This window comes from Azospirillum sp. Marseille-Q6669, from assembly GCF_965111635.1.
On the sequence record NZ_CBCOOP010000005.1, the window covers coordinates 140,400 to 156,396 of the forward strand.

The 15,997-nt window shown below is 69.7% G+C and carries 16 protein-coding genes and 1 pseudogene; 5 read left to right on the plus strand and 12 right to left on the minus strand.

Annotated features, from left to right (window positions below; all coding sequences use genetic code 11):
• Positions 1-5: 5 nt before the first annotated feature.
• From pheS to ACWPXE_RS25975, 5 genes are all read right to left on the minus strand, one after another.
• The gene (gene pheS, locus ACWPXE_RS25955) at positions 6-1,088 is read right to left on the minus strand and encodes a phenylalanine--tRNA ligase subunit alpha (RefSeq protein ID WP_137115274.1); all 1,083 of its coding nucleotides are present in this window, start codon (positions 1,086-1,088) and stop codon (positions 6-8) included.
• 122 nt (positions 1,089-1,210) lie between these two features.
• On the minus strand, positions 1,211-1,582 hold the full coding sequence (gene rplT / locus ACWPXE_RS25960) for a 50S ribosomal protein L20 (RefSeq protein ID WP_014238729.1): 372 nt from the start codon (positions 1,580-1,582) through the stop codon (positions 1,211-1,213).
• A gap of 21 nt (positions 1,583-1,603) precedes the next feature.
• A complete protein-coding gene (rpmI, locus tag ACWPXE_RS25965) occupies positions 1,604-1,804 on the minus strand; it encodes a 50S ribosomal protein L35 (RefSeq protein WP_014238730.1) in 201 nt (66 codons plus the stop codon).
• A gap of 179 nt (positions 1,805-1,983) precedes the next feature.
• Complete coding sequence (gene pip, locus ACWPXE_RS25970) at positions 1,984-2,934, minus strand: prolyl aminopeptidase (protein ID WP_237904697.1); 951 nt, start codon at positions 2,932-2,934, stop codon at positions 1,984-1,986.
• A 130-nt stretch (positions 2,935-3,064) separates the two neighbouring features.
• Positions 3,065-3,904 carry a thermonuclease family protein gene (locus tag ACWPXE_RS25975; RefSeq protein WP_454020158.1) on the minus strand — a complete coding sequence of 280 codons (840 nt, stop codon included), beginning with the start codon at positions 3,902-3,904 and terminating at the stop codon, positions 3,065-3,067.
• A gap of 84 nt (positions 3,905-3,988) precedes the next feature.
• On the opposite strand from ACWPXE_RS25975, the gene ACWPXE_RS25980 reads away from it, so the two are divergent.
• Together ACWPXE_RS25980 and ACWPXE_RS25985 are read left to right on the plus strand one after the other, a co-directional pair.
• Positions 3,989-5,455: a M48 family metalloprotease gene (locus tag ACWPXE_RS25980; RefSeq protein ID WP_454020159.1), complete on the plus strand. Its 1,467-nt coding sequence runs from the start codon at positions 3,989-3,991 to the stop codon at positions 5,453-5,455.
• Positions 5,456-5,559: 104 nt separating this feature from the next.
• Positions 5,560-7,530 carry an adenylate/guanylate cyclase domain-containing protein gene (locus ACWPXE_RS25985; RefSeq protein ID WP_454020160.1) on the plus strand — a complete coding sequence of 657 codons (1,971 nt, stop codon included), beginning with the start codon at positions 5,560-5,562 and terminating at the stop codon, positions 7,528-7,530.
• A gap of 120 nt (positions 7,531-7,650) precedes the next feature.
• Here the strand turns inward: ACWPXE_RS25985 and ACWPXE_RS25990 are convergent, their stop codons facing one another.
• From ACWPXE_RS25990 to ACWPXE_RS26010, 5 genes are all read right to left on the minus strand, one after another.
• The gene (locus ACWPXE_RS25990; protein ID WP_145675807.1) at positions 7,651-8,553 is read right to left on the minus strand and encodes an RNA polymerase factor sigma-32; all 903 of its coding nucleotides are present in this window, start codon (positions 8,551-8,553) and stop codon (positions 7,651-7,653) included.
• A 273-nt stretch (positions 8,554-8,826) separates the two neighbouring features.
• Complete coding sequence (locus ACWPXE_RS25995) at positions 8,827-9,642, minus strand: hypothetical protein (RefSeq protein WP_014238738.1); 816 nt, start codon at positions 9,640-9,642, stop codon at positions 8,827-8,829.
• Positions 9,643-9,841: 199 nt separating this feature from the next.
• The gene (locus ACWPXE_RS26000) at positions 9,842-10,342 is read right to left on the minus strand and encodes a CarD family transcriptional regulator (protein ID WP_014238739.1); all 501 of its coding nucleotides are present in this window, start codon (positions 10,340-10,342) and stop codon (positions 9,842-9,844) included.
• Between the two features lie 319 nt (positions 10,343-10,661).
• Positions 10,662-10,994 carry a ferredoxin FdxA gene (gene fdxA, locus ACWPXE_RS26005; RefSeq protein ID WP_014238741.1) on the minus strand — a complete coding sequence of 111 codons (333 nt, stop codon included), beginning with the start codon at positions 10,992-10,994 and terminating at the stop codon, positions 10,662-10,664.
• Positions 10,995-11,139: 145 nt separating this feature from the next.
• On the minus strand, positions 11,140-12,063 hold the full coding sequence (locus tag ACWPXE_RS26010) for a LysR substrate-binding domain-containing protein (RefSeq protein ID WP_454020161.1): 924 nt from the start codon (positions 12,061-12,063) through the stop codon (positions 11,140-11,142).
• A 218-nt stretch (positions 12,064-12,281) separates the two neighbouring features.
• Between ACWPXE_RS26010 and ACWPXE_RS26015 the strand changes: the two are divergent.
• From ACWPXE_RS26015 to ACWPXE_RS26025, 3 genes and pseudogenes are all read left to right on the plus strand, one after another.
• A pseudogene (locus tag ACWPXE_RS26015) lies at positions 12,282-13,384 on the plus strand (YbfB/YjiJ family MFS transporter).
• A 9-nt stretch (positions 13,385-13,393) separates the two neighbouring features.
• A complete protein-coding gene (locus ACWPXE_RS26020; protein ID WP_454020162.1) occupies positions 13,394-14,008 on the plus strand; it encodes a DUF938 domain-containing protein in 615 nt (204 codons plus the stop codon).
• Between the two features lie 133 nt (positions 14,009-14,141).
• Complete coding sequence (locus ACWPXE_RS26025; protein WP_145623349.1) at positions 14,142-14,570, plus strand: CBS domain-containing protein; 429 nt, start codon at positions 14,142-14,144, stop codon at positions 14,568-14,570.
• Between the two features lie 73 nt (positions 14,571-14,643).
• On the opposite strand, the gene ACWPXE_RS26030 is transcribed toward ACWPXE_RS26025, so the two are convergent.
• Both ACWPXE_RS26030 and ACWPXE_RS26035 read right to left on the minus strand, forming a co-directional pair.
• Positions 14,644-15,375, minus strand: a complete 732-nt coding sequence (locus ACWPXE_RS26030) for a TerC family protein (protein WP_454020163.1) — start codon at positions 15,373-15,375, stop codon at positions 14,644-14,646.
• 121 nt (positions 15,376-15,496) lie between these two features.
• Positions 15,497-15,931 (minus strand): RNA-binding S4 domain-containing protein, encoded by a 435-nt coding sequence (locus ACWPXE_RS26035; protein WP_454020164.1) that lies wholly within the window; start codon positions 15,929-15,931, stop codon positions 15,497-15,499.
• Between the last annotated feature and the right edge of the window lie 66 nt (positions 15,932-15,997).

Sequence of the window (15,997 nt, forward strand, 5' to 3'; positions counted from 1 at the left end):
CTCCTTTAGCGCGTCAGGCCCTGGGCCATGCTGGGAACGTCGAGCGGCACGAAGCCGTAATGCTTCAGCCAGCGGAGGTCGGCTTCGAAGAAGGTGCGCAGGTCGGGGATGCCGTATTTCAGCATCGCCACGCGCTCGATCCCCATGCCGAAGGCGAAGCCCTGGTACTTGGTGCTGTCGATGCCGCAGGCTTCCAGCACGTTGGGGTGCACCATGCCGCAGCCCAGGATCTCCAGCCAGTCGCCGTAGTTGCCGAGCTTCAGCTCGCCGCCCTTGCGGGAGCAGCCGATGTCCACCTCCGCCGACGGCTCGGTGAAGGGGAAGAAGCTGGGGCGGAAGCGCAGTGGCAGGTCGTCCACGTCGAAGAAAGCGCGGCAGAACTCGATCAGGCAGCCCTTGAGGTGGCCCATGTGGGTCGCCTCGTCGATGACCAGCCCCTCGATCTGGTGGAACATCGGGGTGTGGGTCATGTCGTAGTCGGACCGGTAGGTGCGGCCCGGCGCGATGATGCGGATCGGCGGCTTCTTGTTCAGCATGGTGCGGACCTGCACCGGGCTGGTGTGGGTGCGCAGCAGCATCTTCTTGTCGGCCCCGTTTTCAGAGGGGGCATCCGGCAGATAGAAGGTGTCGTGCATGTCGCGGGCGGGGTGGCCCGGCGGGAAGTTCAGGGCGGTGAAGTTGTGGAAGTCGTCCTCGACGTCCGGCCCCTCGGCGACGCTGAAGCCCATCTCGGCGAAGATCGCCACCATCTCGTCGATGGTCTGGCTGATCGGGTGGATGCGCCCCTCGGTCTGCGGACGGACCGGCAGGGTGACGTCGATGCGCTCGGCCTGGAGGCGGGCCTCCAGATGGGCGCGGGCGAGGTCGGCCTTGCGGCCGTCGATGGCCGCGGCGATCTCGTCCTTCAGCGCGTTGAGCTGCTGGCCGCGCTCGCGCCGTTCGTCGGGCGACAGCCCGCCCAGCTCCTTCATGAAGCCGGTGATGCGCCCCTTCTTGCCGAGCGCGGTGACCCGCACCTCTTCGAGGGCCGCGAGGTCGCCAGCGGCGTTGACCTGCGACAGGAGTTCGTCTTTCAGCGCATCGAGCATGTCATTTCCCGCGAGCCATAAGGAAGTGCGAGCGTAAAGAAAAAGGGAGCCGGCCCAGAGGCACGGCTCCCTTCTTTCGTGTCCGGCGCCGGACCGGGGTTTCCGCTTGCGCGGCGAACCCTTTAGGCGGCGGCCTTGGAGGCGAGAGCGGCCTGGGCCTGATCGACGATGGCCTTGAAGGCCTCCGGCTCACGGGCGGCCAGATCCGACAGGACCTTGCGGTCGATCTCGATGCCGGCCAGCTTGATGCCGTTGATGAAGCGCGAGTAGGTCAGGCCGTACTGGCGGACACCGGCGTTGATGCGCTGGATCCACAGGCCGCGGAAATCGCGCTTCTTGTTGCGGCGGTCGCGATACGCGTATTGAAGGGCCTTTTCGACCTTCTCGATCGCGATGCGGAAGTTCTTGGAATTGCGACCCCGGTAGCCCTTGGCGAGCTTCAGGATCTTGCGGTGACGGGCGTGCGTGGTGACGCCGCGCTTAACACGAGCCATGGTTCAGATTCCCTTACGATATCAAGCGTTGCGCAGCCAGTTCTTCAGCACGATCTTCTGGTCCGGCTCGGCCAGGGTCATCATGCCGCGCGCATTGCGCTTCATATTCGGGCTCTTCTGCTCCAGGCAGTGGCGCTTGAAGGCCGCCTGGGCGCGCACCTTACCGGACGCGGTCACCTTGAAGCGCTTCTTGGCGCCGCTCTTCGTCTTCAGCTTGGGCATTTTCAATCCTTGCGTTGGATGTTCCCGACTGACGGTTGGGCATGCCCTGGGTCTCGGACCCGGCCTCGCCGCCCGTTGGAGCGCAGGGTTATACGCGCGGCCACGCCGCAACGCAAGGGGGAGCGAATGCGGGAGAGGTATGAGAGGGGCCGGCGCGTCCCCTCCCCTGCCGGTATTCCCTACCGGTACTCCTTGAACCGCTCCGTCGCCTGGACCAGGGCGGCGCGGATGCCCGGTTCCATGGCGGAATGGCCGGCGTCGGGCACCACGCGGTAATCGGCCTCCGGCCAGGCGCGGCGCAGGTCGTCGGCGCTGGTGATGGGGCAGACGATGTCGTAGCGGCCCTGGACGATCGCCCCCGGCAGGTGCCGGATGCGGTGCACGTCACGCAGCAGCCTGTCCTCCGGGGTGAAGCGGTTGGAGCGGAAGTAATGCGCCTCGATGCGGGCGAGACCCAGAGCGTGGGTGTCCTCCGCGCTCGTCGCGATCAGCTCCGGCGAGGGCAGCAGCGAGGAGCAGGACCCCTCATACAGGCTCCACACCCGCGCCGCCGCCATGCGGGTCGCCGCATCCGGCGCGTTGAGCCGCCGCCAGTAGGCCTCCAGCAGGTCGCCGCGCTCCTCCGGCGGGATGTGGCCGGCGAAGGTGGCCCAGGCCTCCGGGAAGATCGTGCGCATGGAGTAGAGGAACCAGTCGATCTCCGTCTTCCGCATCAGGAAGATGCCGCGCAGGATCAGCCCCAGGCAGCGTTCCGGATGGGTCTGCCCGTAGGCCAGCGCCAGCGTCGATCCCCAGCTTCCGCCGAACAGCAGCCAGCGCTCGATCCCCAGATGACGGCGCAGCCGTTCGGCGTCCTCCACCAGCAGCTCGGTCGTGTTGCGGCGCACCTCGCCCAGCGGGGTGGAGCGGCCCGCCCCGCGCTGGTCCATCACGACGATGCGGTAATGGCCGGGATCGAAGAAACGCCGGTGCGTCGGCGAGGCGCCCGCCCCCGGCCCCCCGTGCAGGAACAGCACCGGCACGCCGCGCGGGTTTCCCGACTGCTCCCAATAGAGCGTGTGGATCTCGTCCACGGGCAGGAAGCCGGTCTGGTAGGGGTCGATGGGCGGGAAAAGCTCGCTGCGGGGCATGAAGAGGTCCTGTCAGTCCGGGCCGGGTCGTCCGGCCCACAGAGTAGCCGATCCAAGGAATCCGGCCCAATCATTCCCGATGCCGATCCTCAAGCGAGTGTAGGGCGCCGGTCCGGCCTCCGCCATCGGCTCACTCCTCATCCTCCTCATCAACCGCATCCGGCGACGGGGCCGTGTCATGCCCTGCGGTGCGGACGGGCGGGCCGGCTCCGTCCAGCCGCTCGATCTGCTCGGGATGGGTCGCCTCGATCAGCGGACCGGCGCGCAGGCCCACCCAGCCGCGCACCCGGACAACCCGCCCCTCGTAGGACAGCGGGTCGATGCCGGCGGCCACGAACTCGCGCAGCGCGGCCCGCCCGATGTGCACCGTGACGTCGGTCCGCCAGTCCTCGCCGAAATCCAGATAGGCGTCGCCGCCCGCCTTGCTCACCCGCAGCACCCGCCCCTCGACGATCTGGAAGCTGTCGCGGTCCCGGCGCAGCGCGTCCGGGTCGGCGGGCCGCACGGCGTAGGCGCGAGTCCGCCAGATGCCGCGCTCGGCCGCCCGCGCGCCGGCCTCCGCCGCCAGCATCTCGCGGGCCAGGGCGCGGGCGTCCGGCCGGGTGTGCACGCGGGCGAGGCCGCGCGCCAGCAGCTCGCCCTGGAGCCACAGACCGTCGCCGCGCACCACCTGGGCCAGCAGGCGCCCGTGCCGGTCAGTCCGCGCCTCCCCCCGCACGCTCAGACGTTGCCCGACGGCCAGCTCCGCCAGCGCCTGCCGCGCCGCCTCGGCCAACGGCCAGGGGGCGCCCGGCTCGGCTCCCATGGGCGGTGCGGCGGGCTCGATGCCGGCCAGACGCAGGCTGCGACCGTCCTCCAGCAGCAGCGTGGCGCCGTCGATCACCGCGACGACGTGCAGCTCCGCCGGCCCGGCGGTGTTCGCCATCAGCAGCAGGGCGGACAGCATCAGCGAGAGAATGCGGCGCGGCATGGCGGGCCAAGGGATGGAGCCGTGGAACAGGCGGGCCGGACGGGGAGTTTGATCTCTGTGAGCCCCCTTCCGATATGACGACCCATGACGCCCGAACCGACGACCGAACGCAAGCCGTCTTCCCTGTCCCCGCTGCGCCGGATCGCCGCCGCGGGCCTAGCCGTCCTGCTGCTCACCTCGGCCTGTGCCCCGGCCAGAGCCCAGCTCCTCGGCGGCAGCGAGGAGTCCATCGGTGCGCAGGAGCATCCCAAGATCCTCGCCCAGTATGGCGGGGCCTACCCCGACCAGCGGCTGCAGGCCTACATCACCGGCATCGGCGACCGGCTGGCCGCCCAGACGGACCGCTCCGGACCCTGGACCTTCACCGTTCTGGACAGTGACGTGGTCAACGCCTTCGCCCTGCCCGGCGGCTACGTCTACATCACCCGCGGCCTGCTGGCGCTTGCCAAGGACGAGGCGGAGGTGGCGAGCGTGCTGGGGCACGAGATCGGCCACGTCATCGCCCACCATGGCCAGGAGCGGCAGACCAACCAGACCATCGCCGGGCTGCTCGCCGCCGGCATCGGCCTTGTGCTGGGCAGCCCGGAGCTGGCGCAGATCGCCAACATCGGCGGCACCGCCCTGCTCGCCCGCTACTCCCGCGGCCAGGAGTCGGAGGCCGACCGGCTGGGCATCGAGTATCTGCACCGCGCCGGCTACGACCCCTTCGCCATGGCGACCTTCCTGGAGACCATGCGCCGCGACACCCAATATTCCGGCCTGCGCTCCGGCAAGGGTGCGGGAGAAGGCGGCTTCGACTTCTTCGCCACCCACCCGCAGACCGCGTCGCGCGTCGACGAGGCGGCGGCCATCGCCCGCGAACTTCCCCGCGGGGCGCGTCCCGTCGATCCCTACATGGCGGCGATGAACGGGGTGATCTACGGCGACAGCCCGGAGAACGGCTTCGTCCGCGGCCGGACCTTCGCCCACCCGCAGCTGGGCATCGCCTTCGACGTGCCGCAGGGCTACAGCCTCCTCAACGGGGCGCAGCAGGTGATCGCCAAGGGGCCGAACGGTGGCGCCATCGTGTTCGACGGCGGCAAGGCGCCGGGCGTGCGCGACCCCGCCGCCTATCTGACCGGCAGCTGGGCGCAGGGGGCGCCGTTGCGCGACCTGCAATCCTTCGCCGTCAACGGCATGCCGGCGGCCACCGCGCTGACCCAGGGCAAGACCGACGCCGGTGCGGTGGACGTGCGACTGGTCGCCATCCGCGCCGACTCCGGCACGCTCTACCGCTTCACCTTCCTGGCCCCCGGCGGCGCGCTGTCGCGCTTCGACGCCGACTTCCGCCAGACCGCCGTCAGCTTCCGCCGGCTGACCCGGCAGGAGGCCGCGTCCTACCAGCCCCGGCGTATCCGCGTGGAGACCGCCAGCCCCGGCGACAGCGTGGAGAGCTTCATCCGCCAGATGCCGCGGGAGCCTTACGCGGAAGAGTTGTTCCGGATCATCAACGATCTTCCACCGGGCACGCCGATCCAGCCCGGACGTCCGGTGAAGATCATCACCGGCTGACGGCGCTCGGTTGATGGCGCCCGGTTGAAGGCGGGGTGACCGTTACAGGACGCGGCGCGATGGCCGATTGCCGATGGACGCGTGCGTCCTGTAGGCTCCGCGCCATGGCTGACCACCCCACCAAACGGCGTTTTCTGCGAACCGGCTTGCGCGTCTCCGGACCGAAGGAGGCCGTGCGCAAGAAGGGTGGTCCGCGCCGGACGCGCCCGCCCGCGCTGGGACGCCCACGCCTGCGCCTGCCCATCGCGGCGGTGCTGGTGGCCGGCTTCGGGTCGCTGATGCTGCTGGCGGTGGCGAGCGTGCTCGTGCTCGGCCTCGTCAGCGCCAGCCGGAACACCTTCGCGCTGCTGAACGACCGCGCCGACCTCGCTTTGTCGGGGGTGGAGGTGCGCATCCGCAACCAGCTCAACCCCGCGCGGGACATGGCCCGTTTCGTGGCCGGACTGATGGAGCGGGGGGAGCTGGACCCGGCCGATTCCCGCTCTCTCCAGGATACGCTGCGCGGCGCGCTGGCCGGGGCGCCGGACGTGACGGGCATCGCCTTCTTCCATCCCAACCGCACCGGCCTGCGCGCCGACCGGCTGGGCAACCAGCTCCACATCGGGCGGGAGGACCTGCGCCACGAGCCGGAGCTGGGGCCGGAGCTGCGCAACGGCGCCGACCGCACCACCGCGGTCTGGGCCGACCCGCTGTGGTCGAAGGAGGCGGGGACCAGCTTCGTCACCCTGTTCCAGCCGGTGCGGCGCAACGGCACCTATCTGGGGCAGGTGGTCGTCGGGGTGTCGCTGGGCGACCTGTCGCGCTTCCTGTCCACGCTCTATGTGGAGCAGGGGCTGAACGCCTTCGTCCTGTTCGACCGGCAGCACGTTCTGGCCCACCCGTCGCTGGCCGGCATGAAGTTCGACTTCTCCACCAAGACCGACGGTCCGCCTTTGCCGCGAATCGATCAGGTGGCCGACCCGGCGCTGGCGGCGCTGTGGCAGACCGGCCAACCGGTGGACGCCCTGAAGAAGCGGGTGGAGGGCCGGCTCGTCAATGTGCTGGACGAGGATTACCTGTTCCTGATGCGCAGCATGGCCGGCTACGGCCAGCAGGACTGGACCATCGGCATCAGCTTCCGCGCCAACGAGGCCAGCGCCGAGGTGCGCCGCCTCTACACCACCGGCCTCGCCGGGCTGGGCATCCTGTTGATCTCGGTGGCGGTGGCGCTGATCGTCGGGCGGCGCATCAGCACCCAGGTGGCCCATCTGGCCGAGGCGGCCGACCATGTCCGGACCTTCGACTTCCGCGCGATCGACGAGCTTCCCGATTCGCGCCTTCGCGAACTGGCCCGCGCCAACAGCGCCTTCAACGCCATGGTCGCCGGTCTGCGCTGGTTCGAGACCTATGTGCCGAAGGCCCTGGTGCTGCGGCTGATGCACCGCCGCGGCGGCCTGACCAGCTTCCAGTCGGAGGAGCGGGAGGTGACGGTGATGTTCACCGACATCCGCGGCTTCTCCCGCATGGCCGAGCATATGGGCGCCGCCGACACCGCCGCCCTGCTCAACGAGCATTTTACTCTGCTCGCCAACTGCATCGAGGCGGAGGGCGGCACCGTGGACAAGTTCATCGGCGACGCCATCATGGCCTTCTGGGGCGCGCCGGAGGAACAGCCGGACCATGCCGCCCGCGCGCTGCGCGCCGCCCACGCCATCACCCGCGCCGTGCGCGAAGGCAACCGCCGCCGCGCGGCGGAGGGGTTGCCGGCGATCCGCGTTCGCATCGGCCTGCATTCCGGGCCGGTGGTGGTCGGCAACATCGGGTCGGCGAGCCGCATCAACTACACGATCGTCGGCGACACCGTGAACGTCGCCGCCCGCATCGAGGAGCTGGCCTCCGCCCTTCAGGGGGACGAGGAGGTCATCGTCCTGTCGAGCGCCGCCACCGCCTTCCAGGGCGACGGCGCGGCCCCGCTGGACTGCGTCGGCGACCGCACGCTTCGTGGCCGCACAGGCACGACGGAAGTGTGGCGGGTAACCTTGGATGGCGATGGCGGGGATGGTGCGGGGGCGGTTCGGGAGGAGGAGAAGGCGTAGCGTGGGCTTGCCCCCCCCCCCGCCCCCCCCCCCCTCGCAGGGGAGGGAGATGATCGCGAAGCGACGGCAGTCCCCTCCCCTGCGAAGCGGGGGAGGGTTAGGGAGGGGGCAACAGCCCTCTCACGCGTCCGCCAGCAGATCCCCGAACCCTTCCACCCGCTTCAGCATCGACTGGCGCAGCTTCAGCAGGGCGCGGTGTTCGAGCTGGCGCACCCGCTCCTTGCTCACCCCCAGTTCGCGGCCCAGCTGCTCCAGGGTGGCGCCCTCCTCGCGCAGGCGGCGTTCCTGGATGATGGTGCGTTCGCGCGGGCTGAGTTCGCCCAGCGCCTCGGCCAGCCATTGGGAGCGGGTGCGGCTGTCGCGCATGCCGATCACCACCTCCTCCGGCGAGGGGCGCTGGTCGGCCAGGAAGTCCTGCCAGTCCTCGTCGGAGCCGTCGGCGACCGGGGAGTTGAGCGACTGGTCGGAGGCGGACAGCCGCATCTCCATCGCCTCCACCTCGGTCACGTCGACCTGGAGTTCGCCGGCGATCCACTCCCGCCCTTCCTTGGTCAGGCCGTTGCCTCCGCCGCTGTTGCCCTGGGTGATGCTCTCGATGCGGGCGCGCAGGCGGCGCAGGTTGAAGAACAGCGACTTCTGAGCGGCGGTGGTGCCAGTGCGGACAATGGACCAGTTGCGCAGGATGTAGTCCTGCATGGCCGAGCGGATCCACCAAGCCGCGTAGGTGGAAAAACGCACCTCGCGGTCCGGCTCGAACCGGCTGGCCGCCTGCATCAGCCCGACATTGCCCTCCTGAACGAGGTCGCCCATGGGCAGGCCGTAGTTGCGGAACCGCGCGGCGGTCGCCACCACCAGCCGGGTGTAAGCGCGGACCAGTTCGTGAAGGGCCCGTTCGTCACCGCCCTCGCGCCATTTGCGGGCGAGATCGAATTCGTGATCGCGCGTCAGCAGAGGCTCACGCATGGAAGCCTTGATGAAACTCAGATTCGCGCGCTGAGTCTCGGGATCGTCAATGTAGGCCATACGTCCCTTCCTTCCCGTCTGGGCGGCCGCGTTTCAGGCTGCTCGTGCCCTGTGCTGCGGAGTCCGAAGGGACAGGCCCCCTCAGGTCCAATGATCCGTCGGTTCACCATGGCCGGTTCGCCTCGGATTGCCGACGGTTGGGACAACAGCCGTTCCCCTCGCCCTGTTGCACGTCATACGCAGCACAAGACGTTTCGGATCATCCGCACCGGAAGGGATTCGGTGGCGGAGGCCGAGGGGATGGGTAAGACGGTTAGGAAAAAGGGAGATGGGTCAGACCTGGAACAGGTCCAGGATCTCACCCGAAGGCGACAGGCATCCACAAACGAGGTGCCCACCCAACCCGCAATTGCCGTCCAGGGTCGCCACGCGGTCGGTCACCGCCACGCCCTTGCGGGCCGGGTCGTAGCCCCGCACGACGCGGGCGAAACCGCCGTAAGGCTCTGACATCTGGGCGAAACCGGGCGCGCCCCACCAGAAGGCGTCGCCCTGGTGGTTCAGCGGGCGGCGAATGTCCACGCCGGCGCTGACCAACAGCACACCGCCCTCCCCGCTCTCCGGACCGGTGCAGTAGGCGGCGCGGCGCAGGGTGTTGAACACATTTTCGTGACCGGGCTGCGCGTGCATCGCCTGACGCAGCCCTTGGGTCCAGCGGCCGAGCGTCATGGTGCCGCCGCGGGCCGCCGCCATGCCCTGCTCCACCGTGCCGCCATAGGCGGCCAGCGTGGCCCCCGCCCCGTGGCGGGTCATCCAGTCGAGCACCTGCTGCGGGTCGGGCGCGAACTGGAGCTGGAGCAGCTTGTGCCACATCTCCTCCTGCGCGCCGCGCAGATAGACGATGTCGCCGGCCTCCATGCCCCGCCAGCTCAGCAGCCAGGTGCGGAAGGCTAGCAGGGCGTCCACCGTCTCCAGCACCCGCTCGCCCCAGCCGACCATGTTGCCGAGATAGACGAGCCGGTCGCCGGGCAGGAAGCGCGCCGCGATCACCTCATGCACGGCGTGGAGATGGTCCGTCTGCGCATGGATCGAGCCGACGGCCCAGATGCGCCGCGGGTTTCGGAGATCGATGAATTTCTGCGCTTCAGACATGCCGGAGACGCTCACCCCATCCAGCGGTCACGGACCGGCCCAGAACAGGCCGGGGGCGGGAGTGTAGGCGCCGCGCAGGCCCGGCGAAAGACGAAAACTTAAGACAAAGGCGCGGCCAAAGCGCCGCGCCTTCATCGTCAACATCACACTCTCGAAGCGGTTCCCGTCCCCCGAACCGGGAAACGGGCTCGGACGGGAATCAGGCGGCCTTCTTCAGGACCAGCTCCAGCCGCTCGGTGGCCTTGGTCTCGTCGATCTTCTCGACGGCGGCCAGTTCGCGGGCCAGACGCTCCAGGGCGGCCTGATAGATCTGGCGCTCGCTGTAGGACTGGTCGGACTGGTCGGCGCCGCGGTACAGGTCGCGCACGACCTCCGCGATGGCCACCGGGTCGCCCGAGTTGATCTTGGCCTCATACTCCTGGGCGCGGCGGCTCCACATCGTGCGGCGGACGCGCGAACGGCCCTGCAGCGTCTCCAGGGCGACCTTGATGCGGTCCTTCGTGCTGAGGCGGCGCAGGCCGGCGGCCTTGGCCTTGCCGACCGGAACCTTGAGCGTCATGCGCTCTTTTTCGAACGTGATCGCGTAGAGCTGAACATCCATGCCAGCGATGCTGTGGGTCTCGATTCCCTCGACCCGACCGACGCCATGGGCCGGGTAGACGACGAAGTCACCGGCCTCGAAGTCAAGCTTGTTCGACATTTGGGTTGGCTCTCACTTCTCGCGATCGCGCCATTTTGCCGCCCCGGTGGAGGGGGCGAAAAAGGCCCGGTGACAACGACACACCGTGGGGATGGGGTCCTCCACGCCGCGCACTGTTGCACTGAGCCCTTGGTCTATGGGAAATCCGGCAATGACGCTGAGGCCGGCTCCGGGCGCGTATTATAGCGATGTTACGGCCGGGTTACAAAGGCTACGCGCGGGCAGCCGTCCGGATTCTGACGTTGCCCGCCGATGGCCGACCTGTCGTTTTTGCATGGCGGCAAAAGAATGTCATGCGCCGCAATAGTCCCGACTCCGCTTAGCCGCCGGCCTTCGGAGAGAAGAACTTGTCGAACTTGCCGTCCACGCCCTTCATGGCGTCGGCGTCGGGCAGCGCGTCCTTCTTGCGGGTCAGGTTGGGCCACTGCGCCGCGTAGTCGCGGTTCAGCTCCATCCACTTCTCCGCACGGCCGTCGGTGTCCGGCACGATGGCCTCGGCCGGGCATTCCGGCTCGCACACGCCGCAGTCGATGCATTCATCCGGGTGGATGACCAGCATGTTCTCGCCCTCGTAGAAGCAGTCCACGGGGCAGACCTCGACGCAATCGGTGTACTTGCACTTGATGCAGTCTTCCGTCACGACGTAGGGCATGATTCGTTCTCCGCTGTTCTCGCCAGTTCCGGCGGTGTTCACGCGCCGGGGTTCGAGTCGCTTCGATGGACGCTTCGACTGACGTGCTCGCGCGTGGGTGCGGTCGAGGTCATGAAAGAACCATGGCGCCAACCGCGGCGCTTGCCTAGCACGCCGCCTGAGACGGGATCAACCCTGCCGGTTGTGTGGGCGCAAGCGACGCAGCCCCACCCTCCATATTCCCCTCCGCGACCGCCTCCAGGAAGGTGCGCAGCGCCACCGTCTCCATGGAATCCACCCGCCGGACGAAACGGGTGGGCATGCGGGCCAGTTCCGGCGGCAGCGGGCGGGCGGTGAACAGGCCGCGCCAGGGCTCCCGCTCCACCACGACGCGGGGCAGGACGGTGACGCCCATGCCGGCGCCGACGCAGCCCAGGATGGCCTCCAGCGCCCCGAACTCCATCACGCGGTAGGGAACCCGCCCGGCCTCCCGCATCGCCGTCTCGGCCCGCGCGCGGTAGGCGCAGCCGCGCCGAAAGGCCAGAAGGGTGTTCCGCCCGGACTCGCTGGTGATGCCGCTGGCCGGTTCGACCAGCACCAGCTCCTCCTCGAAGACGGGCTGGCTGACCAGTTCGGGATGCTCCACCGCCCCGGAGACGAAGGCGCCGTCGATGCGACCGGCCAGCACCTCCCCCAGCATGGTTTCGGTGGGGCCGGGGACGATGGTCAGCTCGACATCCGGATTCTCCGCGTGGAAGCGGGCGAGGATCGGCGGCAGCCGCACGGCGGCGGTGGTCTCCATGGTGCCCACGGACAGCCGCCCGCCCCGCCCCGCCGCGTCGGCCACCGCGTCGCGCGCCTGGGCGACGAGGCGCAGCACGCGGTCGGCGTAGTCGGCCAGCACCCGCCCGGCCGGCGTCGGCGCCATGCCGCGGCTGAGCCGCAGGAACAGCGGCACGCCGAGATCCTCCTCCAGACGCTTCAGCCGCGCCGTCACGTTGGACTGGACGCAGTTCAGCGTCTCCGCCGCCCGGCTGACGCTGCCGGTGTCCGCCACCGCTTTCACCACCCGCAGGCCCGCGAGGTCCATCGCCACCCTCCCCGATCCGAACATCTCCCATCACTCACAGTGAAGCATACCATCGAAACAAATCATTAGAAATGAGGGTTCCGTCGCGCGAGGATGGACCCACACGAAAAACGAGCCTGCGGGAGGAAGCCATGGTCCGGGTGCTGATCGGCGGCGTGCTGGTGCTGGTCATCTCCATGGGGGTGGGGCGCTTCGCCTTCACGCCGATTCTGCCGGCGATGCAGGCGGCGACCGGGCTGGGCACCGACGCCGCGGGGCTGCTCGCCTCGCTGAATTATCTCGGCTACTTCCTGGGGGCGCTGGGCGTCGGGCTGGTGCCGCAGGGCGCGGCGCGCACCGCCGTCTTCCGCACCGCGCTGATCGCCAGCGTCACCTCCACCGCTGGCATGGGCTTCACCGAGGGCATGGCGGCCTGGGCCGTGCTGCGCTTCGTCTCCGGGCTGGCCAGCGCCGGCCTGTTCATCCTGGGCATTGCCATGACGCTGGACGCGCTGGCCCGCGCCGGGCGGGAGTCCTGGACCGGCTGGCTCTACACCGGCGTCGGCCTCGGCATCGCGTCGAGCGGCCTGTTCGTCGCCGTGATGGGCGACCGGCTCGGCTGGCGCGGCGACTGGCTGTGGCTGGGGCTGGCCTGCCTGGGCTTCGGCACCCTGTCATGGCTGTGGGTGAGCGACCCGCCGCGCGAGCCTGGCCATCTGGCCGCCGCCCGGCCCACACCCGCGCCCTCCCTCCGCCCCTCCGCCCCGATGATCCTGCTGACGCTGGCCTATTTCCTGGAGGGGGCCGGATACATCGTCACCGGCACCTTCCTGGTCGCCATCCTGAAGACCATGCCGGAGACGGCGCCGCTCGGCGCCGCGGCCTGGATGGTCACCGGACTGGCGGCCATGCCGTCCGGCATCCTCTGGGCGGCGGCGGGGCGGCGGCTTGGCCTCTGGCGGGCGCTGATCCTCGCCCATGTCGTGCAGGCGGTGGGCATCCTGCTGCCGATCACCGGCTCCCCGCGGCGGCCCTGCTGTCGGCCGTGCTGTTCGGCGGGACCTTCGTCGGCATCGTCACCCTGTCCTTCACGCTGGGGCGCCACCTGTCGGGCGGGGCGTCGGCCCGCGTCATCGGCGCGCTGACCGCCGTCTACGGGCTGGGGCAGATCATCGGGCCGGTGCCGGCGGGGATGGTGGCGGCTCGCACCGGCAGCTTCGATTCCGCCCTGCTGGGGGCCGCCGCGGCGGTGCTGGCCGGCGCGCTCCCCCTCGCCGCCGGGGCCTGGATGGCCGGGCGCCGCGAGCCCGCCGCGGTTGCCCTGGGCGCCGGGCGCGGGTAGCCTGCCCCCATGTTCGATCCGCTGCACCCCGAGACCTCCCGCCGTCACGCCCCCGCGACGGAGCGCAACCGCGCCCCCATCCTGGAGGTGCTCCGCCGCGTCCTGCCGCCGCAAGGTCTGGTGCTGGAGGTGGCGAGCGGCACCGGCCAGCACGCCGTGGCCTTCTCCGAGGCGCTGCCCGGCGTAACGTGGCAGCCGAGCGACCCCGACCCGGGCTTGCGTGACAGCATCCGCTCCTGGGCCGCCGCGGCGGCGCTGCCCAACCTGCGCGACCCGCTGGACCTCGACGCCGCTGCGCGCGACTGGCCGGTCGAGGCGGCCGACGCGGTGGTCTGCATCAACATGATCCACATCGCCCCGTGGGAGGCGGCGCTCGGTCTGTTCGCCGGGGCCGCCCGCCTTCTGCCGGTGGGCGGTCCGCTGCTGCTCTACGGCCCCTTCATGCGCGGCGGGCGGCACAGCGCGCCGAGCAACGCCGCCTTCGACGCCGACCTGAAGGCCCGCAACCCCGCCTGGGGCGTGCGCGACCTCGACGCGGTGGAGCGCGCCGCCGCCGGCTTCGCTCTGGCCGAGGTCGTGGAAATGCCCGCCAACAACCTGACCGTCGTGCTGCGCCGCCGCTAGGCACCGCCCACTCGCCCATCCGGACCACCTCGCCCGAGGTGCGGTCTTCTGCCGCAGTTTTGCACCCGCGATATTTGCTATTGTTTCCCTGCAGCGCTTGAGTTTGTAAACAAATTACAAATTGGGGGAAATGATGAAGCGGAAGCTGGTTCCGGACGTGGTGAAGTCGCAGGAACTCATCCTTGTGCCGGAGGACACCTCCGTCCTGACCGTGTCGAAGCTGATGGCGGAGAAGAACATCGGCGCCGTGCTGGTGGTGAACCACGGCGACCTCGTCGGCATCGTCACCGAGCGCGACCTGAACAACAAGGTGCTCTCCACCCAGATCGACGCCTTGGAGACCGAGGTATCGGCGATCATGACCCGCAACCCGGACACCCTGCCGCCGGACGCGGACGCCATCGAGGCGCTGACCCTGATGCAGTCGAAGCACTACCGCCACCTGCCGATCACCCAGGGCAAGCGCGCGGTCGGCATCGTCTCGATCCGCGACCTGTTCAAACTCGCCTACGAGCATCTGGTGGAGGAGGTGGAGTTCCGCGACGGTCTGATGCGGACCTGATCCCCGGAAAGCGAACGGGCCGCCCCCATTGCAGGGGCGGCCCGTCGAGCACGTCTTCAGGAGGGCCGGAGCGTCAGTGCGCTTCGGCCTTCTTCCGTTTGCGGCGGGCGGCGGCCATCAGGTTCAGCGCCTCGACCAGCGTCGAGAAGGCGATGGCGAAGTACAGATAGCCCTTCGGGATGTGGAAGCCGAAGCCGTCGGCGATCAGCGCCACGCCGACCAGCAGCAGGAAGGACAGGGCCAGCATCTTCACGGTGACGTGGCGGTTCACGAAATCGCCCACCGGGCGGGCGGCGAACAGCATCACCGCCATGGCGATGACGACGGCGGTGACCATCACCGGCAGGTCGTTGGACATGCCGACCGCGGTGATCACGCTGTCCAGCGAGAAGACGATGTCCAGCACGATGATCTGACCGACCACCGCGCCGAAGCTGGCGAGCTTGGGGGCGGCGCTGCCCTCCTCGTGGCCTTCCACGGTGTTGTGGATCTCGATGGTGCCCTTGGCCAGCAGGAACAGGCCGCCTCCGAGCAGGATCAGGTCGCGGCCCGAGAAGCCCATGCCGAGCACGGTGATCAGCGGTTCCGTCAGGGTCGCCACCCAGGAGATGGAGGCGAGCAGCAGAAGCCGCATGACCAGCGCCAGCGCCAGACCGAGTTGCCGGGCCTTCTGCTGCTGGTGGACCGGCAGCTTGGCCGCCATGATCGAAATGAAGATGATGTTGTCGATGCCGAGCACGATCTCCAACGCGGTGAGCGTCAGGAGGCTGGCCCAGACCTGCGGGTCGGAGAACAGTTCGAGCATGAGGGCGGCGGGCTCCGAAAAAGTCGGCCGTTGCGGGATTATTTTGCGCAGATGAGGTTGCGCCCCCCGAATGGCAATGCCCCGCCCGCGCTTCGCCCCCGCTTTCTCCGGCTGTTCCGGCTTACTCCTCTCCGTACAGCTGGTCGAGCGCCCGGCGGTCGCGCTTGGTCGGGCGGCCGGCGCCGGGCTCCCGCGGGGCCGGCGGCGCGCGGTAGGGGTCGTGGATCGCCTCCTCGCGCACCGGCGGGGCGAGGTCCTCGTAAAGGGCCTGCGCCTCCGGCGCCGGGCCGCGCCGGCTGCCCAGCGCGACCACCTTGATGACGCGGATGTGCCGCCCCTGCGCGAAGGTCAGCACGTCGCCGGGCTTCACCGCGTAATGCGCCTTGCCGACCACCGTGCCGGACACCCGCACGCCGCCGCCGTTGCACAGCTTCGCCGCGAGGCTGCGCGTCTTGAAGAAGCGCGCGAACCACAGCCACTTGTCGATCCGCAGCCGGCCCGCCGGGGTGGGGTCGGAGCCGGGGAGATCGTCGTCGTTGTCATCGAGGTCGGTCATGCGGCGCCCCCACCCTTCCCACGGCTGACGCCGTGGGCCCTTCCCTCCCCGCTGGGCAGGGGAGGG